26 protein-coding genes and 1 pseudogene are annotated in these 21,642 nt (G+C 42.9%); 2 read left to right on the top strand and 25 right to left on the bottom strand.

What is annotated here, in order from left to right; genetic code table 11:
* Positions 1-219: 219 nt before the first annotated feature.
* The 8 genes from CN378_RS11050 to flaG all read right to left on the bottom strand — a co-directional run bounded on the left by CN378_RS11050 (position 220) and on the right by flaG (position 5,211).
* Positions 220-765 (bottom strand): transposase, encoded by a 546-nt coding sequence (locus tag CN378_RS11050; protein ID WP_179884877.1) that lies wholly within the window; start codon positions 763-765, stop codon positions 220-222.
* Positions 766-990: 225 nt separating this feature from the next.
* Positions 991-1,746 (bottom strand): ABC transporter permease, encoded by a 756-nt coding sequence (locus CN378_RS11045; protein ID WP_098351947.1) that lies wholly within the window; start codon positions 1,744-1,746, stop codon positions 991-993.
* A 6-nt stretch (positions 1,747-1,752) separates the two neighbouring features.
* On the bottom strand, positions 1,753-2,085 hold the full coding sequence (locus CN378_RS11040) for an MmcQ/YjbR family DNA-binding protein (protein ID WP_257141102.1): 333 nt from the start codon (positions 2,083-2,085) through the stop codon (positions 1,753-1,755).
* Positions 2,086-2,164: 79 nt separating this feature from the next.
* A complete protein-coding gene (locus CN378_RS11035; protein ID WP_098351945.1) occupies positions 2,165-2,551 on the bottom strand; it encodes a DUF8042 domain-containing protein in 387 nt (128 codons plus the stop codon).
* An 8-nt stretch (positions 2,552-2,559) separates the two neighbouring features.
* The gene (fliT, locus tag CN378_RS11030) at positions 2,560-2,907 is read right to left on the bottom strand and encodes a flagellar protein FliT (protein WP_098351944.1); all 348 of its coding nucleotides are present in this window, start codon (positions 2,905-2,907) and stop codon (positions 2,560-2,562) included.
* Positions 2,907-3,311, bottom strand: coding sequence for a flagellar export chaperone FliS (fliS, locus tag CN378_RS11025; protein ID WP_098351943.1), 405 nt, complete (start codon positions 3,309-3,311; stop codon positions 2,907-2,909). Before fliS ends, fliT begins: the two co-directional genes overlap by 1 nt.
* A gap of 22 nt (positions 3,312-3,333) precedes the next feature.
* Positions 3,334-4,836 (bottom strand): flagellar hook-associated protein 2, encoded by a 1,503-nt coding sequence (locus tag CN378_RS11020; protein WP_098351942.1) that lies wholly within the window; start codon positions 4,834-4,836, stop codon positions 3,334-3,336.
* Positions 4,837-4,851: 15 nt separating this feature from the next.
* Positions 4,852-5,211 (bottom strand): flagellar protein FlaG, encoded by a 360-nt coding sequence (gene flaG / locus CN378_RS11015; protein WP_098351941.1) that lies wholly within the window; start codon positions 5,209-5,211, stop codon positions 4,852-4,854.
* 159 nt (positions 5,212-5,370) lie between these two features.
* Between flaG and CN378_RS11010 the strand changes: the two genes are divergently transcribed.
* Positions 5,371-6,303 carry an endonuclease gene (locus CN378_RS11010; protein WP_098351940.1) on the top strand — a complete coding sequence of 311 codons (933 nt, stop codon included), beginning with the start codon at positions 5,371-5,373 and terminating at the stop codon, positions 6,301-6,303.
* Positions 6,304-6,348: 45 nt separating this feature from the next.
* Here CN378_RS11010 and CN378_RS11005 read toward each other — a convergent pair.
* The 16 genes and pseudogenes from CN378_RS11005 to CN378_RS10935 form a co-directional block, all read right to left on the bottom strand.
* A pseudogene (locus CN378_RS11005) lies at positions 6,349-6,465 on the bottom strand (flagellin); the annotation flags it as partial.
* A 340-nt stretch (positions 6,466-6,805) separates the two neighbouring features.
* Positions 6,806-8,068, bottom strand: a complete 1,263-nt coding sequence (locus CN378_RS23080) for a flagellin N-terminal helical domain-containing protein (protein ID WP_098351939.1) — start codon at positions 8,066-8,068, stop codon at positions 6,806-6,808.
* Between the two features lie 157 nt (positions 8,069-8,225).
* Positions 8,226-8,447: a carbon storage regulator CsrA gene (csrA, locus tag CN378_RS10995; RefSeq protein ID WP_098351938.1), complete on the bottom strand. Its 222-nt coding sequence runs from the start codon at positions 8,445-8,447 to the stop codon at positions 8,226-8,228.
* Positions 8,448-8,451: 4 nt separating this feature from the next.
* On the bottom strand, positions 8,452-8,895 hold the full coding sequence (fliW, locus tag CN378_RS10990) for a flagellar assembly protein FliW (protein WP_098351937.1): 444 nt from the start codon (positions 8,893-8,895) through the stop codon (positions 8,452-8,454).
* A gap of 18 nt (positions 8,896-8,913) precedes the next feature.
* A complete protein-coding gene (locus CN378_RS10985; RefSeq protein ID WP_306471859.1) occupies positions 8,914-9,483 on the bottom strand; it encodes a DUF6470 family protein in 570 nt (189 codons plus the stop codon).
* 94 nt (positions 9,484-9,577) lie between these two features.
* The gene (gene flgL / locus CN378_RS10980; protein ID WP_098351935.1) at positions 9,578-10,483 is read right to left on the bottom strand and encodes a flagellar hook-associated protein FlgL; all 906 of its coding nucleotides are present in this window, start codon (positions 10,481-10,483) and stop codon (positions 9,578-9,580) included.
* 14 nt (positions 10,484-10,497) lie between these two features.
* Entirely contained in the window at positions 10,498-12,075 is a 1,578-nt protein-coding gene (gene flgK / locus CN378_RS10975) for a flagellar hook-associated protein FlgK (RefSeq protein ID WP_098351934.1), read from the bottom strand.
* 29 nt (positions 12,076-12,104) lie between these two features.
* Positions 12,105-12,599: a flagellar protein FlgN gene (locus tag CN378_RS10970; RefSeq protein WP_098351933.1), complete on the bottom strand. Its 495-nt coding sequence runs from the start codon at positions 12,597-12,599 to the stop codon at positions 12,105-12,107.
* A gap of 16 nt (positions 12,600-12,615) precedes the next feature.
* Complete coding sequence (gene flgM / locus CN378_RS10965; protein WP_098351932.1) at positions 12,616-12,882, bottom strand: flagellar biosynthesis anti-sigma factor FlgM; 267 nt, start codon at positions 12,880-12,882, stop codon at positions 12,616-12,618.
* Positions 12,883-12,995: 113 nt separating this feature from the next.
* The gene (locus CN378_RS10960) at positions 12,996-13,412 is read right to left on the bottom strand and encodes a TIGR03826 family flagellar region protein (RefSeq protein ID WP_098351931.1); all 417 of its coding nucleotides are present in this window, start codon (positions 13,410-13,412) and stop codon (positions 12,996-12,998) included.
* Positions 13,413-13,472: 60 nt separating this feature from the next.
* Complete coding sequence (locus tag CN378_RS10955; protein ID WP_098351930.1) at positions 13,473-14,174, bottom strand: ComF family protein; 702 nt, start codon at positions 14,172-14,174, stop codon at positions 13,473-13,475.
* Positions 14,149-15,657 (bottom strand): ATP-dependent helicase ComFA, encoded by a 1,509-nt coding sequence (locus CN378_RS10950; protein ID WP_179884876.1) that lies wholly within the window; start codon positions 15,655-15,657, stop codon positions 14,149-14,151. Before CN378_RS10950 ends, CN378_RS10955 begins: the two co-directional genes overlap by 26 nt.
* 171 nt (positions 15,658-15,828) lie before the next feature.
* Positions 15,829-16,680 (bottom strand): DegV family protein, encoded by an 852-nt coding sequence (locus CN378_RS10945; protein WP_098351928.1) that lies wholly within the window; start codon positions 16,678-16,680, stop codon positions 15,829-15,831.
* 218 nt (positions 16,681-16,898) lie between these two features.
* Positions 16,899-17,801: a DMT family transporter gene (locus CN378_RS10940; protein WP_098351927.1), complete on the bottom strand. Its 903-nt coding sequence runs from the start codon at positions 17,799-17,801 to the stop codon at positions 16,899-16,901.
* A 171-nt stretch (positions 17,802-17,972) separates the two neighbouring features.
* The gene (locus CN378_RS22915; RefSeq protein ID WP_257141101.1) at positions 17,973-18,098 is read right to left on the bottom strand and encodes a hypothetical protein; all 126 of its coding nucleotides are present in this window, start codon (positions 18,096-18,098) and stop codon (positions 17,973-17,975) included.
* A gap of 78 nt (positions 18,099-18,176) precedes the next feature.
* On the bottom strand, positions 18,177-18,695 hold the full coding sequence (locus CN378_RS10935; protein WP_098351926.1) for a DUF6241 domain-containing protein: 519 nt from the start codon (positions 18,693-18,695) through the stop codon (positions 18,177-18,179).
* Positions 18,696-18,884: 189 nt separating this feature from the next.
* Between CN378_RS10935 and CN378_RS10930 the strand changes: the two genes are divergently transcribed.
* Positions 18,885-20,051: a 3-phenylpropionate MFS transporter gene (locus tag CN378_RS10930; RefSeq protein WP_098351925.1), complete on the top strand. Its 1,167-nt coding sequence runs from the start codon at positions 18,885-18,887 to the stop codon at positions 20,049-20,051.
* A 144-nt stretch (positions 20,052-20,195) separates the two neighbouring features.
* Here CN378_RS10930 and CN378_RS10925 read toward each other — a convergent pair whose 3' ends face one another.
* The gene (locus tag CN378_RS10925; RefSeq protein ID WP_179884875.1) at positions 20,196-21,116 is read right to left on the bottom strand and encodes a peptidoglycan endopeptidase; all 921 of its coding nucleotides are present in this window, start codon (positions 21,114-21,116) and stop codon (positions 20,196-20,198) included.
* Between the last annotated feature and the right edge of the window lie 526 nt (positions 21,117-21,642).

Here is a 21,642-nt window from a genome sequence, read left to right as displayed (position 1 = left end):
CGGAATTGTGAAGGAGGAAGTATGAAGTCTGCCTGTTGAAAATTGAGGGGAATTTGTCAGTTGAATATCGTCGCTTTTTTGCCTGTTAAAAACCTCTACAAGGTTGCCTGTCAAATGACACTAGAATTTCAACTGTCATACTTCTCGTTATTTTTAACAGGCAAACAAATTAAAAAACACCTGCTGATAACAATTTCAGCAGGTGTTTTCATTTCATAACTAATTAAATTGTTTCAACCTAATTCCCACATAAAATTGATAGTGACTTTTCGAACCATTGTTCATAAAAGAGAGGATCTTTCTTGTATCAACATGCTTATTCTCTCTATGTGAAATAAACGAACGGTAACTGGACCATTGATAATTCTCAGGTTCAGTCGCAATGCCCGCCCTTACCTGATTCAAGTGAATATAACAGCTTGTGTCTACCATTTGTTTATTATTCCGTATAATGACTGATTTAAAACGACCTTGAAAAAGATGGCCTTCAAACCCATTTTTCTTATTAAAATAACGGGCATACCGGTAGTGGATATATTGAATGATTTTGCCTGGAGGGTCGTGGATGGTTTCAATCAAAAGGTGGATATGATTGGTCATGAGGCAATAGGAATGAAGAATAAAGGGGAATTTTACCTTTGCATCTTCCAAAAACTCTAAATACTTAAGACGATCTTCTCTGTTACGGAAAATAGTATATCTCCGGTTTCCTCTTGCAGTAATATGATAGGTATATCCCGGGTACCATTCTCTTTTATTCGCCATGTCAACATCCTTTCTACTTGTGATATGCCTTATTTCGACATGCTTATACATAACTCCTGCTAATTTGTGGAGATTGCCTGTTGAATTAGTCCTTAAATTTAACAGGCAAATCCTTCTCATCGTTTGTCTGTTAATAAACATGAGTTATTTAACAGGCAAATAATCGAGTAAATTTAACAGCCAACCCAAAAAGACCTGTTCTCTAATCAAGAACAAACCCAGCTACTAAACATCCACATCCCTCCTACCAAAACTCCACCAACTCAATCCCCCAAACCCAACCATATACACCCCAATCACCCCAACCGAAAACCAAAACGTCATCCCCTCAAACGGTGGAGTCCCGAAGAAATACTGCTGCAAATCCGTATTCGCAAACAGCAGATACCTTCCCCACTCCACCCCCTGCTCGTTCATAAGAATCAATAACGTCCCGCTAGAAAAAGTCAGAAAAATGGTAGAACCAATCGCAAACGAACTGCTTCTCGTCACGACCGAAAAGGTAAAAGCAAATGAACAAATCACCAACATTTCTAGGAATCTCAATACGTACGCACCTGCCACGATGAAAAAGTTTTCGTTCAAATCAAAGAAACTATCAAAAAACCACAGCGAACCTAGCACGGCGGAAAATAAGAAATGAGCGGCTGTTAAAACAGTTGCGATGACTAGTACGGTTATGTATTTGGAAAGCAGAATTTTCACGCGATTAATAGGGCGAATGAGTAATAGCTTAATGGTACCTGACGAAAATTCGCTTGATACGATATCCCCTGCTATGATCAGACTGAAAAGTTGAATGATCATCAGGAGGTTAGAGCTGATCCGCATGTACTCCCAAAAAGAAAATTGGATACCGTCGAACAGTAGATAGACAAAAAGGGACGCGATGGAATCGATGAACACGATGAGACCCAGTGAAATCCACATGCGTGGTCGGGAGATTTGTTTTATGAGTTCATTGGTGATTAAATTCATCATATTTCTTCATCCATTCTGAACTTTATTGGCCAGTCTCTTGGGTGCAGCAATCAAATAACCCCCACGAATTAATCCTTCAATGGCTTGCCAGCCCGCTTCCTCTACCTCAACCAGCACCCAGCCATGTCTTCCTATGTACGGTGCTTTGATATAGTCTGGCTGTTCGAGCAGGATTTCCTGAGTGGCGGGGAGTGTTTTAATCGATAAGGTCTCCCCTATGATGACAAATGGTTTGTCCTTCACGCGGAAAGATATGTGTCCGAACCCATCTATGTGTTCATGAACTTCCGGGTAGAGAAGGCATAGTCTTCTAATCTCATCTATTTCAGTAGTTTTCATACCGGCGTCCTCCACCATTTTTCTATTATTATAGCATGAGAGGATTTGGAAAAAGAAAAAAGCCTCGGGGATTCGAGGCTTAGTGTGTTAGATAGGGTTTTAGTTCTATTTCAATCGAGGTTTTCCAGGTAGAAAAGGCCGGCGACAGATTTTCTTGTACAACACTTTGCTTGATCTCATTGTTGTCTAGCTGTCTGTCCAGTTTCCATGCCTGATCTGTCACGGTATCAAATCCAGTTAAAGCTTTCTGAATGCCTTCCTCATCAAATAGTTCTTTTAACAAGGGATTGCTTTCTGAGATCTGACCAATGGCCATGAAGACATCGGATAGGACCTGGTCCCCTTCTGTTTTGCTTAAATCCGTGAAGCTTGCTTCCACATAGTTCAGTGCTTCTTCAATTGTGTCGAGCATCCCGACGTATTGGCTGACCAATTCGAACTGTTTTTCGTCTAGTTTCGTTGTCAAAGAATCACCTATTTCTTTTTATCGTAAAACATGCCATCGTATTGTAAGGATTCGTAAGGGTTTGAGTACTTTTGAACGGACGTTTTCTTTTTGGTTAATCCGTTCATGTCTCGTTTAATCTGGAGGCGCAGTTGAGACAGCTGCCGATCGATTTGCTGATTCCAAGCAATCATCTGCTTGCCGAGCTCCTGCTCATCGTGAGTATACGGAGGCTTAATAGTGACAAGTACGTTCTGCCTTTTTTCTAAAAGAGACTCCGCTTCCTCAATCGTAGCTTCCCTGTTTTCATCATTTACCTGTTCCAATGCTTCTTTCAATTGCTTCGTGATGGTATAGCACAGAAGAACTGAGCTCATTACGCCTGTCCACCTTGACCGGCATGCTGCTTCTGACGGTTCAGTTGAATGACTTCCTTCCACGTATCTCGAAAATCTGTAATAAGCCCTTCTACTTCTTCTAAAATCGCCGCGTCATTCTTGATATTGGCTTCCGTTAATCGACGATTGATGTAATCATAAAGGGACATAAGGTTTTTCGAGACTTCAAGATCCGTGTTCAACGTCACCATCAGTTCATTCACGATGGCTTGCGTCTTCTGGATATTGGTATTCTTCAGTTCAATATTCTTCTCTTTAATGGCTTTTTTTGCGATATGGATAAATTTAAGGCTTCCGTTATAGAGCATAAGTGTGAGTTCTCCTGGTGATGCGGTGTTGACCGAGTTGTTCTGGTATGCTGCATAAGGGTTGTTGATGGCCATAGTGACACTCCTTTAGGTATGATTAGCCGCCGAATTGGTTCATGAGGAACATGGATTGTTCGTTGGAACGCTGGATGGCCTTTTCCATGGCGGTGAATTGGCGCCAGTAGCGGTCTTCGACTTGATTTAACCGGTCTTCGAAACGGTCCATTTGGCTATCCATATTGTTTAATAAACGACCAAGTGTAAACGTATTGTTGGTACTTGAAGCTTTACCAGCCTTTTTCTCGATACTATCCATCGTGGTTTTTAGCGTATCACGTAAACGACGGGCGATCCCCTGTTCATTTGACGTGGCACCATCTTTAGCAAAAATCTCATAGATTGCATTCGGGTCTTTGGAAATGGCTTCTTTCAGCTTGCTTTCATCAATAATCAGCTTTCCTCGATCAAGGTAGTTACTTGATGTTTTGATTCCAATTTGGGCCAATTGGTCAATGCCTGAGGTTCCTCCAGAGATTGGGGTGTACATATCCGTTCTCATTTTGTTGAGACCGGATGACAGAACGGAATCATTTCTCAGAGTACCACTGCGTGACTTTTCTTCCCATAATTCAATTTCTTTTTCTTCCATCGACTCTTTTTGTTCAGCCGTCAACGGTTGGAAATCACGGTATTTCTTTTCGTTTACTTCGCCGTTTACCTTTTCAATGAGTTTGTTGTATTCGTCGACGAATTTGACGATTTTGTCTAGGATCTTGTCGGTGTCAGGTGATGAAGTAAATGTTACTGGACCTGTCGATTTGTTTTTCAAAGTTAGTTCAAACCCATTGATCGTAAAGGTATTTGAAGATCTCATGGTTGTAAGTCCGTTATAAGTAAACGTTGCATTTACACCTTCCTGACGCACTCCACTAAAGTTTGAATCGGTTAACCCTAGGCTATCAAAGAATGTGCCTGTTTCATCTGAAAGAACGATATCATTTCCGGTCGCGTCACCTGAATTTTTGGCAGTGAAAGAAAATTTTTGTGACTTCTCATCAAAGAAAACAGAAACTCCTGTTTGTTGATTGATTTTTGATATTAAACTATTTAACGTTTCCTTTGCAGGATCAAACTCGATGGATGTCCCCTTAGGATCTAAGGTTCCATCTTTCAGTATAGACTTTATGTTTATTTTTTGTGTGCCAATTAAGCCAGGCATTAGTTCTTTAATAGTCTTGGATGAATCCGTGATTCCGGTAACTCCACTAATGACAGTTGCCGATTTTGCTAGATTTCCTACTTCCAACGTTCCCGAAAAATCGGTAGTAGAATTAATATTTTTTACAGAAACAACAGATGGATCAGATACACTAATCGTCTTCTGGGTATACGTCCCCTGCTTCATTACCCCATCAAAAATAAGATTGCTAAAATCAAACATCATCTTATTCATGTCCCGGTAGTCATCACGCTGCCATTCAAGATACTGCTTCTTTTGTTCCAATTTATCTAAAGGGATCCGTTCTGCCTTCATTAAATCTTTGATGATTTGATCCGTGTCCATACCACTGGCAAGGCCACCTATTCGCATATCAGCCATATGTATCTCCTTCCATTAGACCTTCTTATCGACCATCAACCCAACAAATTCCGTCATAGCGGCATGCATATCAAGGATTTTCTTTGCCGGTATTTCCTTCACTATCTCCTGCGTCCGATCATCAACGATCGTCACATAGTATTCTTTCAATTTATCATGAAATTCAAATTTGAGGTGTGTATTCGAAGTGGACATAAACTCATTCATCCCATGAACGACATCTTCTATTTTTTCTTTGGTGACAGGTTCTTTGGTTGTGGTTTCTTCATGGTGTCGTTCCTGCGCTTGAATTTGTTTCACTTCTTCACTGGTTTGGTTCTCTAATCTAGTAAATGATTGTACTCCTGAAACTCCGCCTGTCACATTATCAATCATCGTTTGATCCTCCTGAGGGTTATATGGGTTATATCGGTGGTTGGTGGGGAAAGTTTAGGTTAGATTAACAGAAATAAGTATGATTTGGAGTTATATAAGTTATCTAGAGGGTATAATTAAAAAGAACAAACGTTCTCTACCGAAAGGTGGGAGGAAAAGTTGGAGTGTGAAGAATTCTTATCTATGGTTTGTGGAAAATTGCTAGGTGATGGATGCATTGTAAAACAAGAAGGAAGAAAGCCTCGATTCCAATTCATACATTCAATTAAAGACAAAGAATGGTGTTATTATTGTTACTCCAGGCTCAAAGACTACCTTCCATTGACAGGTCCACATTATAAAAGAATTGAAGATAACCGTGTTCAGGCAGGTTATACAGAATCATATTACGTACAATCCCGCACTCAGGACCACATCACCAACTTAAGATCAATCTGGTACAAAAATGGAAAGAAAGTTCTCCCATTTGAGTTTTTAATGAAGTACCTGACTCCTCTTGCACTCGCATGGTGGTATCAAGATGACGGGAATCTCAAGAAAGACTCTACTATTCCACGAAAAATCATTCTATCGACTGACAGTTTTACACCAGCTGAGAACAATCAATTATGCCAATTACTTAAAGATAAATACTCGTTACTCTTTTCAATGGATAAACAAAACCGGATCCTTCTCTATGATCAGTTTCAGGTTCAATACTTTCTCTTTTTGGTCAGACCTTATCTCCACCCATGTATGTACAGAAAGACTATTACTTATTGTGATATCTATAATCAATGTTTAAATCCAAAGCGGACTACAATTTATTTGCCAGCCCATATAAAGTTAATATCACCAACAAGAGAAATTAATGAAAAGTTATCAGTACTTCCAGATATTTTTACGACCATTAAAAGTGGTGCCTTTTATACTAATGAGTTACTAACATTTATTGAGTCTACTAAAACATCTGTTACTAAGAAATCCTATCAAATTACCATCTCTGATAAAAACCTTCAGAACCTTTCTATGTTAAATAGCTTGACCGGATTAAATTCTAGTACTTTGACTCAAATGTGCTTTATAGATGGACAACCAAAATTCTCAAAGTAAAAAGAGACCCTAGTGATACTAGAGTCTCTAATAAAGAAGTCAATATTAACGAAGAAGTTGTAAAACTCCTTGAGGCTGCTGGTTGGCTTGCGCTAGCATAGCTTGAGCAGCTTGAGAAAGAATAGAATTCTTCGTTTGGTTCATCATTTCTTTCGCCATCGTGCGAACATTTACTTTCATAAATGACCAGACTATATCTTCACCCTCTATAAATAGTAGGGGTTGGGCACTTCGGATTCACAATGCTGATGATCATTGTTTCACCTACGGATTTCATCACCATAGCTTTCGCCTTAGATGGTCTATCCTAGTCGTTGAACCTTCTCCACTTTTTCAAGACAGGAGCTTGGCTGCTGATTGCCCAATCTTTTCTTTTGTTAAAGCCATCACGCTTGTCGTTTCCAACTACGTTGTGGCAAGAAAAGCTCTAAGGGGTTTCCAGCAATTCACCCAATTATGATCTCTGGCCGTTACCAGCCAGGACGACTGTGCTTGTCACTGCTTAAGCAGCTAAAGCATAATCTACGTCACGGATACGTGATTCAGATGCTGTTAAGTTTTCAGAAGATGTACCAAGGTTATTAATAGTGTGTTCTAAACGATTTTGGAATGCTCCAAGTTTAGAACGTTCTCCAGATACTTCAGAAATTGCTGCATCTAAAGTTTTGATAGCATCATTGGCACCTTCTTGAGTTAAAAGATTAATATCTTTCACTAATCCATCTGTACTATTCCCAAGTGTACTAGTGCTCATTTCATTCATATCAATTAACATATTTTGATCTTTATTTGCACCGATTTGGAAAGAAGCACCACTTGAGGTTACATCAAATGTAGTTGATAATCCATTTGTGGCAGCTGTTGCCGTGAACTCTCCACCACCATAACTAACAGATTGTCCTACTCCAGTTACAGTTTGTGATAATCCATCGGGGTTTGAAATTGTTGCTACGGCATCAGCCCCAGCTGTAATAGCCTGACCAAATTCAGCTGCATCTGTACCTGCTAAATTAATGTCGTAATTTGATCCGAAATTTGCTTGATCTAATTTAACATTATTAGTACTTACAGAAGCAACGACTCCAGTTTCATCAGAATATTCATTGATTTTCGCAACAATTGCTGCAGTATCAGCAGAAGTCATTCCAGAAAAATCAATTGTCACTCCGTTTATAGATAAATCTTTTCCTGAAACATCTCCTGGTGTTGAAAAGTCTGTAGACCCAGCAGCTGCTGAAGCTTTAGTTGCCGCTGTATCAACTGTAACATTATAGGTGCCTTTTTTAAGACCAGTTGCACTGTCAACATTTACAACACTTGTATCTGCAGATGTTCCTTGTGCACCAAGGCTACCATTTAGAAGTTTTTGTGTATTAAATTCTGTAGTATCTGAAATACGATTAATTTCTGATTTTAACTGTTCTACTTCCTTTTGTATCTCTTTACGATCATCTAAAGTGTTAGTATCATTAGATGATTGGACTGACAGCTCTCTCATACGTTGTAAAATTGAATGAGTTTCGTTCAAAGCACCCTCTGCTGTTTGAATCATTGAAATTCCATCTTGTGCGTTTCTTGCAGCTTGATCCAACCCACGAATTTGCCCGCGCATTTTTTCAGAAATCGCTAAACCTGCAGCATCATCACCAGCACGATTAATACGAAGACCTGAAGATAATTTTTCCATAGATTTAGATTGTGCACCTGAAGCACTGTTCAACTGACGATAAGTATTCAAAGCCGCAATATTATGATTGATTCTCATTACAATAATTTCCTCCTTGAAAGTAAGCCCACATCCATGTGAACTATATCATTTTTTAGTTTGCAACAAGTCACAAAGGTCGGCCGCCCTTCTCCTCATTGCTTACAATACTTTTATCGGTCGTTTCTATTAGTGTTTAATAGTTTTAGGAAAATAATTAATCATTTTTTGGCAAAAGATTAAACAGATTGTCGATTCCTTTCGAAGCTTCGGTGTTTTCTTCTTGGATAGAGAGATAGACTTCTTTCCGATGGATGTCCACGTTCTTCGGTGCGTTTATTCCTAATTTCACTTGATCCCCTTTAACAGAAATAACTGTTAGCTCAATGTTATCCCCAATCTGAATACTTTCTCCCGTTCTCCTCGTCAATACTAACATCTCCTCACCCCTTCTTTCCTGCAGGCTGAGTAAAAATCAGGTGCTTGGTTTGATAGTCTGAATTAGTTAAGATGACTTGCTTTCCTTTACGATTTGCCAGATTGATAATAAGTGGAGCCTGTAGATTTGCAGTTGATTCATGAAGTGCTTCTCTAATAGTAAGGATAGACAGAACTTGAACTTCTTTTTCCACAGGATGTTCCAGTAACTCCACACTCGTTTGGTCTAGTTCAAAATCATACTCCTTAAAAAACATGAACGGATTTGTCACCACAAATCCAAGCTGAGAAGTGGTCACCGATTGCAGTATATGAAACCATTCATTTTCAGGAAGTGGCAACAATACAAACTGCTTCTCTTCCCCAAACCCGGGGATTCCGTGTTCAAATGTTAAGACGTCTTCTGACTTCACATCTATATCTCCATGGTATTTCGTGTTAATTTTCATAAGTCACAATCCTTCATTCTAGATTTCTTGCTCATAGTTAATTCCCACATGCTTCAAATTAGCAAAATCAATTTGCAAATCGGCATATCGTTTCAAACTAATATCTACTTGAGCAGGTGTATAGTGTATGTTTGGCTTCTGGGGACGAGAGTGATTTATCACTTTTTGTGGTTCAACGTTCACCTTTACACTACCTGGATCGTAGCTAATTTTCACGCTGCCTGCCGAAGGAATCCAACCAATATTAAACTCATACATCGGATCCTCACTGTTCCGTTTAGCCTGGGCGGCAATCGCGCCACCGCCATTCTCAATCATCATCAATTCATCGCCGTCCTGGGCGACACGGGCAAGTCCCACCAGCCAGTCTTCATATCCTTGTTGGGAATAATCTTCTATCCTGCGGCGCACCGATTTCAAATCCATATCGGCACGTGCCTCGGTTTGGTCAATGGTCAGCTTGGAAGGTGTACGCTCAATCTCCATTTTTGCCTGAGGCTGCTGGATATCCAATTCTGCCGATGGCTGTTCAATGTCCATGCGCCCCGGAGTCGTCCTGATGCCAATGGCTGCTGACGTGGACTGCAATCTTATTTGCGGGACGTTCATACCTACTCACCTCCATATAAAAAGGGACTGACCTAAGGTGACGAAACACCTTAAAGGGTCAGTCCCCTTGCTTTTATCGTAGAAAATCCATTAAGGTTGGTTGAATGATTCTGGCTCCAACACCGAGAGCGGCACGATGAACGCTTTCCTGGGTTTTCAAGTCCGTTATTACGCGTTCGATGTCAGCATCCTCATTGTCTGAAAGGATTCGATTTGCTGTGACTTCCTGCTGTGCCAATCGATCGTCTACCATTTCAAGTCGATTGTAACGAGCACCAAGTTCAGAACGTTCTGCTGATAATGTGTTCATTACACTATCCAGATTCTCGAGCTCTGTATCGAGAGCAGAATCATCTCCCGATTCCAATGCTTTTTGGATGTTGTGCACTGTGTCGAACAGTTTCTGATTAAAGACCTTATTCGGATTAACATTGGCTTTTAGAGACACACCCTGAGAAACTTCAACCGGGTAAGCATCGATGGCACCGTTGCCTAAATTGTCTGCAACCTGTGGAGCACTTCCATCTGCAGGATTCCCATCCTTTATCGGAGAATTCCCAACATCCGTCCCATGAAAAATATATCTTCCCGCTACTTTCGTTTCAGCGACACTCACAAGGTCATTTTTGATTTGCTCTATTTCAACAGCCACTGCTTTACGGTCTTCCGGACTCAATGTTCCATTTTTTCCTTGAAGCGTCAATTCCCTGACACGCTGCAACCCTTGATTCGCCTGATCGATTCCCGACTCAGAGTTCTCCATCCACAAATAAAGTTCAGATAAATTCCTCTTATACTGCTCAATCCCAGTCAAATTCGAACGATAAAACATCCCCTTCATCGCAACAACCGGGTCATCAGATGGCTTCGTGATTTTCTTACCTGTAGCCAACTGGTCCTGCAATTGCCCCATTCGTCCATATGAAGAACTGAGATTTCTCATTGAGTTCGCTGTCAGCATACTTTGTGTTACGCGCATATCATTTCACCTACCTATCTTCCAACGGTCCCCATGCCGTTGATGATTTTATCGAGCATTTCGTCCTGCAGTGTGATCATTCTGGCAGAGGCGTTGTAGGCATGCTGGAATTTGATCATGTCGGTCATTTCTTCATCAAGTGAAACCCCGCTTACGGACATGCGGCGTTCTTCCACGGCTCCTCTTAATACACCAGAGTTGCTTGCAAGTCGAACGGATTCTTGTGATTCTACCGCCATTTTCCCGATCACGGATTCAAAGTGCCCTTGGAATGATGCTTCTTTTTCACCGTAAGGCAGTTTAGTCGTTGTGATGATGTCGGCAAGCGCGAGAACGTTTGATGCATCTCCGAGGGTGGGATTACCTGCACCTGCTGTCGCGATGTTATCAAGATTGCTCATTTCATCAGCCACCTGCATTCTTTGAGCGAAGCCTGATTTCAGTACACCATCCAGATCTGCTGAAGCATCCTTTGCATCCTGGAAGAACTTCGGTGTCTCCGGAGTATCGTTATCAGGATCAAAGTTTGGATCGTTCATCTGCTCAGGTGTGAATCCTTGTTGATGCTGGTCATTGAATGCTTTGGCAAATTCGTAAGCCATGCTGTCTAGTTCATCGAGCATGCTGATATAGGAGCCTTCAGCTTCACCATCTTTATTTTTGAAGCCATATGTATCAATGAGGGCTCTCAGTTTTCCTTCGCCTTGAGATAAGAAATCTTTGACGTCAAGTGTCTGGCTTCCGATTGTTACGGTATCCACCGTATTTTGCGGGCCGCCGTAAGTGAGTTTCAGTTCATTCACGCCACTTTTCCCGACCAGGTTCACGGCAAGGTTCCCGTCTTTCCCGACCAATGTGACGGTAACGGCTCCTTCTGCGATTGGTGACGAAGCTCCCCCATTGGACTGATAACTTGTTTGGATGGAAACATGCTGTGAAAGTTCATCGATCAAGCGGTCACGCTCATCGTATAGATCATTCGGAAGATAGCCGTGTGGTTCAACATCGGCTATTTGTTTATTGATGTTGTCGATCTGTCTCGACAGGGAGTTGATTTGCTTTTCACTGACAGACAGCTCATTTTTCAGATCGCCACGGACACTTGTCAGTGATGACGATAAGTAGTTGAATGTTTCAGCAACAGCTTTCCCTCTTTCAACGACTACCGACCGTGCACCTGAGTTGGACGGGTTAACGGCTAAATCCTGAAGGGACTGCCAGAACATATCCATCGTTTTCGATAAGCCTGAATCGGATGGCTCGTTCATGACTTCTTCCATCTTCTTCATTGCTTCCATTTTCGTTTCCCAGTAACCAAGCTTTTGATTTTCGCCTCTGTACTGCATGTCCAGGAATGAATCACGCACACGTTGAATCGAACCGGCTTCGACTCCCGTTCCGATTTGGCCTGGGATTTGTGGACGGTTCATAGAGGGGGCAGGATAGGGTGTCGTTTGTTCAAAGTTGACCCGTTGACGGGTATATCCAGGGGTATTCGCGTTGGAGATATTGTGGCCCGTTGTATAAAGGGCGCCCTGCTGGGTGTACATGCCTCGTTTTGCCGTTTCCAGGCCCATAAAAGTGGATCGCATGGTGTTGCCTCCGTTTCAATTAGTAAGTGCTATGCTTTTGAATCAAAGATGGAGCGGCTTGCCGGTGATTTTTTTTCACCGTTCGGTCGTGAATAGGTGGATTGATCCGGCTGCGGCTGCGTCATGGATAGGTTCATATTCACGAATTGAAGAGACTGATAGACAAGCTTTTGATTGAGCTCATTTTTGGCCTTCAATTCTCCAATGATATCAACAAGCTTTTCCTGCCATTGGACAAGTGTTTCTTGCTCCTGGGGGGAACTGTGCTCAATACACTGAGATATCGTCGGTGCCTCATTTAAAAGCACTCCCCGCGATTGAAGGTATTGGGTGGATTCCCGTTGCCGCTCTGCCTCCACCGTATTGATCGCCGCCAAATGCTTCTGCTCATCTTTCAGAACACGATCCAGCTCACTCATATCACCTTTTTTGATGACTTCCGTTTTATTCAAAGAAAGGTCGAACAAACTTTTGTGCAGCTTATAAAGTTTTTCAAGAGCGGTAATCAAGGTTGTGGCTGACATGTTTGTTCGCTCCTTTTTATTGTCCGTTATAGAAATTTCTTAATCCTTTAGCGATAGCTTTCGTATCGATGGTATAGTTCCCGCTCTGAACCTGATCTTTTAAAGCTTCCACTCTGGCCTGCCGTTCTTTGCCTAGTTTGGATACCTCCTGCATTTCTTTGGCAGCAGAAGAGATTTCGATTTTGTCGGATGGCGGTTTACCAGCTTTTCCAACCTGGTCCATTTTGTTTAGATTTCGCTTATAAGGATTAATGTTCTGATTCCCGATATTGTTAATCTTCATCATTTTCCCTCGCTTTCGTCACGCACATGGTTTCTACCTAGTATATCGGATGAAAACGTCTTTTGTTTAGTAGTAGGGTCTGGTTAGTTTTTCCTGATTAATTACACTGAGAACTAGTTCTTATCTCTCACCGTATAATACGTTCTCTGACCGGATTCCTTCACCTTGCTTTTCCATTCCTGCTCTTCATCGAACTGTTTCAGATCTTTCACTAATTCTGAGGAACAATCACTGCATATCCTCCCCGTACCAATAATCTTCCCACATTTATCACAAGGATAACCCATATTCGGAAAATGCCTGGTCTGGATACGGCCCTTTTTTACCCATTTATATAGAAGCTCCTCGTCCACTCCCGTCACTTCAATCACGTAGGACATAGTCGCTGCACGGTTATCCCGCTTCTTTAAAAATTGGTAGACGGTTTCGTACATACTTTCTTCTTCTTTATAACATTTGTCGCATACGTCACGGAATTTATTCTGCATAAAAATCGCGTTGCAGCGTGGACAATTGATGATTTCTGACATGATTGTTTCCTCCCGGTAAAGCTTCTCTTACCCATTATATCGGCAGAAAAGGGGATTGCTTTAACCCCGGGCGAGAGTTAAGGATGATACCTCGTCAGCACCAACTTTCTTCAGTAACTTCGCCGCCTGCCTCAACGTCGTCCCCGTCGTATAAATATCATCAAACAGCAGAATCGACTTGCCCTTCACATCACACTCTGCCAACCGAAAAACCTGCTCCTGCCGAAGACGCTCAGCACGCGTCTTCTTCGACTGCTTCTCAGAATGGGACCGGGCGAGGATATTGGAGGGACGGACCTCTGCTTCTTCCAAGAGTGCGATAGATTGATTGAATCCCCGTTCATAGAGTCGCTCATCACTGAGAGGGATGGGAATGATATGGTCATATTCTGTTTTGGAGAGATACAATTTTAACGAGTGAGAGAAGGCTTTTGCCAAGATGTAGTCCCCACGGTATTTGAATCTCGCCAGGTACTCTTTTAAAAAATCATTATAGTGATAAGTCGAATGGTTACTATGTAAGATCCCCTCCCACTCGGGATCCTGTTCCCATCGATGACAGTCCAGGCATATTTCACCTTTTACAAGAATAGCAGGCAGGTCATCCATCGATCTGGAACACCCCTTACAGCGTTTCCCTTCGATTTCTTCCAATTTCTCCTGACACCCCTGACAAAGAAATTGACCTTCCCTGTAAAACAGCCCCCTCCAGGACATCACCTCCACCAGCTCTCTTTCACAATACAGACAGTTTGTGATCATGAAGCAACCCTCTTTTCTTCGCTTCTTTATTCATGGAGTCAATATGAAGCAGAGCCTTGATCATTTCTCTTGTGCGGCCGTAATGAAAGTAGACGATATCCCCCTTAGGATGGTCCGCACTCCTCCCTACTCTTCCGGCAATCTGGACAAGGGCGCTTTCCGTGAAGATCTTTTCCTCGGCCCCAAGGACAGCGACATCGATGTTCGGGATCGTGACACCCCGTTCTAAAATGGTGGTTGTCAATAGAATGGGAATCTCCTTATTCCTCATTTTCATCACCTTTTCTTTTCGATGGGGATCTTCGGCATGAACGGATTCGATGAGGGGGTCGATTTTTTGAAACAGAGGCAGGGCTTTTTGCATGATTTCGACTGTCGGAAAGAAAATCAGGGCTTGTTTCGATTGGTGGATTCTTAAGGCGGTCCACTTTTTCAATGGATACGGAATTCGATTTTTCTTCAGGGCTTTTTTCCAAAGGCCGCACCACATAAATCTTGGAAGGGGGATCGGGTGACGGTGGAAACGGGCGGGAATTTGTATAAAGTTTCTCCTTCCCTTTATACAGTCCTGTTGAGTTTTCTGATCCGGGGTTGCCGTGAGATAGATAGTGGTGGATTGGGACTTCCGGGCTTTTTCTACGGCCCATTGCAGGGAGTGATCATAAGAATAAGGGAAGGCATCGACTTCATCGATGATCATCACGTCAAAGGCGTCCTTGTACCGATAAAGCTGGTGAGTCGTGGAAAGAACGAGGTGACCGTACATATGCCTTTCTTCTGAGCCGCCGTAGAGTGTAGTGAGAGGTGTGTCAGGAAAAACCTGTTTGAGACGGGGTGACAGTTCCAGGATGACATCGGTGCGGGGTGCGGCAATGCAGACTCGCTTGTTCTGCTGCAGGGCTTCATAGATCCCTTCAAACAGAACCTCGGTCTTACCTGCTCCACACACGGCCCACACGAGGAGATCCTTCTTGCAATGGATTGCAGAAATCATTTCTTTCGATGCTGTCTTTTGGGCTTCTGAAAGGGTTCCGACCCATTGGAATGTGGGGGCGTCTTCAATCGTTGGGGCCGGTCCATTCCATTTAAAGAGCGGTGTACACTCCGCCACCCTCCCCATCATGATGCAATTTCGGCAGTAAGTGCATGTGGTGTGGCATCTGGAGCAAGAGAAAGTGGCGAATAGATGTGCTTTGTCATTGCCACAGCGATGACATTGGCCTTTGTCGACTCCCTTTGCATAGAAAACGTAGCCATTCTTATAGTGTCCATGGAGGATAGTGATCGAAAAGGGGATCTCTTCTAATAATAACGCCCTTCCGCTTAGAAAGGATTGGAGTTCGGTTGAAAAATGAAAGGATGGATTAAGGGGTTGGGATGGAAGTTCAGTGAAGTCTGAGATTTTCCGGAGAGGTGGAGCCGGCTCAATTACAAGTGGCTCGGGGATGAGTTGTTGATGGGTTAAAGCAAAGCGCAAACACATCACTCCTTTTGTTGGATAATGGTGTATTCGACAGAATGTGGGGAAAATCCTGCTGTAAAAAAGGTGCCAGGCACAAAACAATCGTTTCGTGCCTGGCACCTTTAGAGAGTCAGCGAGTGTACCTGGTACATGACGACCAATTTGTACCTGGTACATATTAGAAATCAGCAGCTACCGGCTCATCTTCCTCGCCCAGCCCATTCCCATCGAGCCCTCACCTAAATGAGTCCCGATGACCGGACCAAAATAGCTCACATTGAATTCCACATTCGGATATTTCCCTTCCAGCTCATTCTTCCACTCAATCGCTTCTTCTTCCCGATTGGCATGAATGATGGAGGCTTGATAGGCTTCCCCGGACGCCACCGCTTCTTCAAGGATGCCTTCCACCCGCTTCAATGCTTTTTTCTTCGTGCGGATTTTTTCGAATGGAACAATGACTTTGTCCACGAAGTGGAGCAGTGGCTTCACCTGTAGCAGGCTCCCGATGATCGCCTGCGCTTGAGATAACCTGCCTCCGCGCTGCAGGTGGGCGAGGTCATCGACCATGAAGTAGGCTTGTACCGATTCCTTCATCTCATCCAGCAACGCAACGATTTCTTCTGCGGTTTTTCCTTCACGCTCAAGCTTCGCACCTTCAATGGCATAGAAGCCTTGGATCATGCAGCTGATTTCCGAGTCATAGGGGTATACTTTAATGCTCTCGACCATTTCCCCTGCCTGAACCGCTCCTTGGTACGTCCCGCTGATCCCACTGGATAGGTGGATGGATATGACGGCATCGTAATCCTTGGAAAGTTTCTCGAATAGCTCGACGAATTGACCGACCGGCGGCTGTGAAGTGGTGGGAAGCTTGTCCTGGATGCTGACCTCTTCATAAAATTCACTTGCCGTAATATCAACTTCTTCTTGATAGGTTTCTCCTCCGAAAATGACGCTGAGAGGAACCATATGTATGTTGAGTTGATCACGCAATTCTTTCGGGATGTAGGCGGTACTATCCGTTACAATTGCCGTTTTCATAGAGAATTACCATCCTTATTTTTTAATTGTAATAGCATCTGCTATACGCTTGTCTACTTTACCTTATGTATCCCTACCATTTTATATGAAAACAAGTTGGTTTGCATTATTTTCTGGGGAGTTTCGGTTATCAGAAACTAAACAAACGTTTGACTAGTGTGCTGAGCCCTTATAAGACAAGGGATTCGACATACTAATCAAACGTTTGTTTAAAGGTCTTACCTCGTCCCTGCAGGCAAGGATGTCATGATTTTTTTCGATTTTCTCGATGACAGGAATACCCCTGCAAAGATGATCACCAACCCTAAGATGAGGTTATGGGTCACCGGCTCCTTCAGAAGCACAAATCCCCAGATCATAGCGGTGCCCGGTATCAAGTACGTCACGGTCGACGCGAATTCCGGACTTCCATTGGTCATGATGTAGAAATACAGAAGCGTCGCCACGCCCGACCCGAGGCAGCCCAGTCCTAAAATGCCAAGGATCACCTCTCCTGAGACTAGGTCGCCGATAGCAATCGGGTTCGTCATCATCATCCCCACAAACCCGACCGCTGCGCCGATCAACAGCTGGAACGTGGAAATCACGACCACACTCGTGCCAGCCAAATATTTTTTTGTAAACTGGGAAGCAAACGCATAGCTCATCGTTGCCAGTACCATCGTCCCCACTCCAACGAAATCTGAAGAAAAGATGCCGCTCACTTCAAAGTTCATCAGTACGAGGATGCCGATAAAACCTACAGCGATTCCGATCCATTGAAACCCCGTCAATACGACGGAAAAGAATAAAAATCCGACGAGCCCCGTCCATATCGGCGTGGTCGCGTTCAGGATGGACGCCGTATTGCTGTTGATCTGCGTTTCACTTAAGGCGATCAGTGTCCAGGGCAGTGCGGCATTCCCGATCCCCACTACAAAGAGTTTCCATAATGGGAGAGTCCGCTTCCCTTCTTTTTTCCTTTGAATGAAAAAGATCGGGAGTAGTACGAGGGCTCCTGCCAGGCATCGTAAGAAAACCGTCCCCCACACCCCTGCAGGTTCCACGAGCCATTTGATGAAGACGAACGACATGCCCCAGATCAGGCTTAATCCGATGAGGGCGGTGTATAGTCTGGCCAATTGGCTGCCTCCTTTTGTAATAGTATGTATAGTTTAGTAGATGAATAGATGTTATAGCATATTTCCGTTTATTCTATCCTAATCTTTCGGAAAATGAAATACTTTCTCAACACAAAAAAACCAGCCTACTTTGTCCCATAGCCTGGTTTAAATATAAGTGATTCCTATTTTTTATTTTTTTACACTTGGGACAGGCTTCAATCTGCGATACTTTCTGACTCTTGCAGCTTCAAGTTCATTGTTTTCCTTGGCATCCTTTTCAAACATTTCGCGTGCTTTTGCATAGATCATAGACATGGTGCTCGCCCTCCTTTTTGTAAAATGTAGTAACCTTTTCCCGATTTTATGTGTTTAAAACCAAATTTCTTTAAAAAATTATCTTGATTCTTTTTTTCTGCTTTCCATATAAGTCTTTTCTTCTTTAGATGAAAGTAAATCTGTCGCTATGCCGACATTCCCGTCCTGTATTCTCCAAATGGCATTGTGGTCACTGACTGCTTCTGAAAAATCACCATTTTTCCATCTGGTGAGGATTTTTTCATATGTCGGCTCATATTTATAGTTGTTCACCTTTAATTCAGATAGTAAAAATTCGATTCGTTCATCTGTAATTTCATAAAATGACCATTTTTCTTCGGCTTTTACCTTCTGGTGGCTCATGGCGTGAATATACTGTTGGATGACCTTTTCCCTTAATGGCGTTTTTACTTTTTCGTTAAATGGATTTTCGTCCATGCTGATGTTCTGCGTTGAATCCGTTTCAACACCCGCAGTCGAAACGCTGCCTCCTTCGTTAAAAGGGGTTGTTTCCAAACTTCCTAATGCTATGTAGACGCCGATAGCTGTTACCAGCAGTACACTGCACACGATGATGCCAACGTTTTTCCTTTTCATGGTATGCCCCCTGTCGCTTCCTTACCTTTCGTTACTTCTTCTATGTGACATGAGGATAGTCCTGCTAACTTAGAAATGTTTCAAATGACATAGGGATTACTATGGTTGTATTTTATAAGTGACTCCTTTATAATGACTCAATGTTTGTAAAATATTTTCCAACTCTACATAAAGGGAGATCTGATAGATTTGAAGAAACAGTCATGGTTGTCACTTCAGTTCTTTGCGATATTTTTTACATGGGGTATTTTCATTCCTTACTGGACAGCGTGGTTAGTGGAGAGTAAGGACTTCTCGATTTCGGCGGCGAGTACGGTGATTGCGGTCGGGATGCTTGCCCGGTCGTTTTCGAGCTTTTTTGTCTTTCCGAAGCTGAGCCAGACGGTTTCATTGGGACGGTTATCAAGGTGGCTTGTCCTGATTTCCGGAGCTGCACTATTATTATTCCTGCCTATGGATTCATTCGGCATGGTACTCGGGTGTATGGTATTATTCAGCCTCGTTTATCCGATGCTGCTTCCCATGGTGGAGAGCATGGCGGCTGTGATGATGAAGGAAGACGGGATTGATTATGGCCGGAGCCGTTCCTGGGGATCGATCGGATATACAGTTGCATTGCTTTCGGTTGGATTCTTGACGTCGATTTTTACAGAAGGGGCCGTAGTTTATCTTCTGTTTGGTGGAATCGTTGTGATCCTGCTTTCTTCTCTAATGAAGCTGCCACAGTCCATGAGCGGAACCCGTGGGCAGGAGAAGTTGTCTTATCGTGGACTCTTGAAATCACGTAAATTCGTCTGGGCGATGGTGATTGTCGTCCTGATTCAGGGCGCACATGCTTCATACTATAATTATGGCGTTCTTTATTTGAAGGAATTAGATGTGAGCGCCGTTTATATCGGTGTGATCTTGAATATTGCCGTGTTGTCTGAAATTCTGTTCTTTTCGTTTTCAGACCGGTTGTTAAAAGGCAAGAGCATCTCCATCATGTTCATGATAGCAGCAGGGGCTGCTGTGACGCGTTGGACTTTGTTGTTCCTATTCCCCAGCACCCCTGTCTTCATCTTTACCCAACTTTTTCATTCTCTAACCTTCGGACTCACGCATTATGCCTTTATGCGGTTGATTTATGAAGAATTGGAGAGCAAGGATATCCCTGCTGCCCAGGGAGTGTATACGTCCCTTGGGATGGGGTTGAGTACGGCGGTTCTGACGTTTATCGGTGGATTCCTGTACGACATCTCCCCTGGTGCTGCGTTCTTAGGAATGGCGGTTGTCGTGGTTCCTTGTGTGGTGCTTGGCGGGTGGATGTATTGGAAGTATGATCGTAGCCCTGAAGGAGTGCTCAGTTATAAATAGAAGTTGTTTGACCGTTCGGACGATAGGTTCCGGACGGTTTTTTTCATGAGGTGAATTCAAATAATTATGCATCAGTGTTGAATTTTCTTTACTGTCCCCATGAAAAAACGCCCTGCCTCAACTGGCAGGGCGTTACTATCAAACTTAAAATCTCTTATACCCAACAAACTTCGGATTCCAATACGTGTTGCTCAGTTTCGAAATCACAACGCCGCTGTCGGATGCGTGGATAAATTCACCGTTGCCAACGTAGATGCCCATGTGGCTAATCCCGGCTTTATATGTATTTTCGAAAAATACCAGGTCGCCCGCTTTCGGACTTGATACGAAGGAAGATTTGCTATAGTAGCCTTCCGTGTTCGTGCGTGCAATCGATTGTCCGGCCTGGTTGAATACGTAGTAGATGAAGCCGCTGCAGTCGAAGCCGGATGGTGATGTGCCTCCCCATGCGTACGGAGTTCCTATATATTTTTTGGCGATGTCGACGACACTTGATGATGCAGTTTGAACGTCTGAGTCAGAAGTCCCGTTAATGGAGAGTTTTTGACCAACATAGATCGTATCGGAGCTTAACCCGTTCCAGGACTTGATGGACGATACGCTTACGTCATAACGGATAGCGATATGTGACAGGGTGTCTCCTGATTGTACTGTGTATGTACTTGATCCTGTTGGTGCTGGTGTCGTTGTTGTTCCGCCTGAAGAAACGATCAGCGTTTGACCAGGATAGATCACATCGCTTGTCAGGTTGTTCCATGATTTCAATTCAGCGACATATACGTCGAATTTGGCACCGATTTTTGAAAGATAGTCCCCTGACTGAACGGTATAGGTTTTGGCAGTAGAACTGCTTGGCGCTGATACTTCAAGCACTTGATTCACATAGATCAAGTCAGAGCTCAGGTTATTCCAGCTTTTCAGGTTTGAAACAGATGTATCATATTTATATGCAATCACGGAAAGGGAATCACCTGATTGTACACGGTAAGAAGCCGCTTCCGTTGAATTGGCAGCCATTGTCGATAGTAGGGCAGCAGTAGTAAAAGCAATGATTGATTTCTTCAAAAAAATGTCTCCTTCATACATAATGTCGAATTTTGTTGCTTGTCCATTATGGCTGATGGAGTTTCATATTTTAATAGGCTAAATTTCTTATCTGAAGAAAAAACAGGAAGAAACCCCAGTATAATAACACTTGGTACTTTATGGACCTGTTTCCAATTAGAAATATATTGTGGTTCCGGATATAGAACTTTCTATAAAGAAAATTGCATTCCCAGGCTTATTCTAAAATCTTTCGGGAAAGAACATTCAGCCTCCACCTCAACATTTAACCGGGAATTGCAAAAATCCATCTATAACAATGAATGAAAACGGCAACACTTTTCTATTGACAACTTGTATATACATGAATACAATAGAAGCATATCTTGTATATACAACAAGACCCCTTTAAAATGAAAGCGTTTCGTTTTTGGGTAAAAAGCATGAAATGAAGCGTTTTTCACATACTATTTAGGGGAATTCCATTAATAGAAATGAAAGCGGGTTCAACGCTTTTAAGAAAGGTGCCTGTCACCTTTCACCATTC

Origin of the sequence: Bacillus sp. AFS015802, assembly GCF_002561455.1 — a bacterium.
GTDB lineage: Bacteria > Bacillota > Bacilli > Bacillales > Bacillaceae_B > Rossellomorea.
This window is presented reverse-complemented; position numbering and strand designations above follow the sequence as displayed.

Bases quoted from the DNA above. Each gene is read 5' to 3' on its own strand.
- csrA (WP_098351938.1), bottom strand. From the start codon at position 8,447: ATGTTAGTATTGACGAGGAGAACGGGAGAAAGTATTCAGATTGGGGAT.
- fliS (WP_098351943.1), bottom strand. From the start codon at position 3,311: ATGGCCATCAACAACCCTTATGCAGCATACCAGAACAACTCGGTCAAC.
- CN378_RS11045 (WP_098351947.1), bottom strand. From the start codon at position 1,746: ATGATGAATTTAATCACCAATGAACTCATAAAACAAATCTCCCGACCA.
- CN378_RS23080 (WP_098351939.1), bottom strand. From the start codon at position 8,068: ATGAGAATCAATCATAATATTGCGGCTTTGAATACTTATCGTCAGTTG.
- flaG (WP_098351941.1), bottom strand. From the start codon at position 5,211: ATGATTGATAATGTGACAGGCGGAGTTTCAGGAGTACAATCATTTACT.
- fliW (WP_098351937.1), bottom strand. From the start codon at position 8,895: ATGAAAATTAACACGAAATACCATGGAGATATAGATGTGAAGTCAGAA.
- CN378_RS10970 (WP_098351933.1), bottom strand. From the start codon at position 12,599: ATGTCAGCCACAACCTTGATTACCGCTCTTGAAAAACTTTATAAGCTG.
- CN378_RS10955 (WP_098351930.1), bottom strand. From the start codon at position 14,174: ATGATCACAAACTGTCTGTATTGTGAAAGAGAGCTGGTGGAGGTGATG.
- CN378_RS10950 (WP_179884876.1), bottom strand. From the start codon at position 15,657: ATGTGTTTGCGCTTTGCTTTAACCCATCAACAACTCATCCCCGAGCCA.
- flgL (WP_098351935.1), bottom strand. From the start codon at position 10,483: ATGCGCGTAACACAAAGTATGCTGACAGCGAACTCAATGAGAAATCTC.
- CN378_RS11020 (WP_098351942.1), bottom strand. From the start codon at position 4,836: ATGGCTGATATGCGAATAGGTGGCCTTGCCAGTGGTATGGACACGGAT.
- CN378_RS10945 (WP_098351928.1), bottom strand. From the start codon at position 16,680: ATGAAAACGGCAATTGTAACGGATAGTACCGCCTACATCCCGAAAGAA.
- flgM (WP_098351932.1), bottom strand. From the start codon at position 12,882: ATGAAGATTAACAATATCGGGAATCAGAACATTAATCCTTATAAGCGA.
- flgK (WP_098351934.1), bottom strand. From the start codon at position 12,075: ATGCGATCCACTTTTATGGGCCTGGAAACGGCAAAACGAGGCATGTAC.
- CN378_RS11040 (WP_257141102.1), bottom strand. From the start codon at position 2,085: ATGAAAACTACTGAAATAGATGAGATTAGAAGACTATGCCTTCTCTAC.
- CN378_RS11050 (WP_179884877.1), bottom strand. From the start codon at position 765: ATGGCGAATAAAAGAGAATGGTACCCGGGATATACCTATCATATTACT.
- CN378_RS10960 (WP_098351931.1), bottom strand. From the start codon at position 13,412: ATGTCAGAAATCATCAATTGTCCACGCTGCAACGCGATTTTTATGCAG.
- CN378_RS10935 (WP_098351926.1), bottom strand. From the start codon at position 18,695: ATGAAAAGGAAAAACGTTGGCATCATCGTGTGCAGTGTACTGCTGGTA.
- fliT (WP_098351944.1), bottom strand. From the start codon at position 2,907: ATGAGCTCAGTTCTTCTGTGCTATACCATCACGAAGCAATTGAAAGAA.
- CN378_RS22915 (WP_257141101.1), bottom strand. From the start codon at position 18,098: ATGTCTATGATCTATGCAAAAGCACGCGAAATGTTTGAAAAGGATGCC.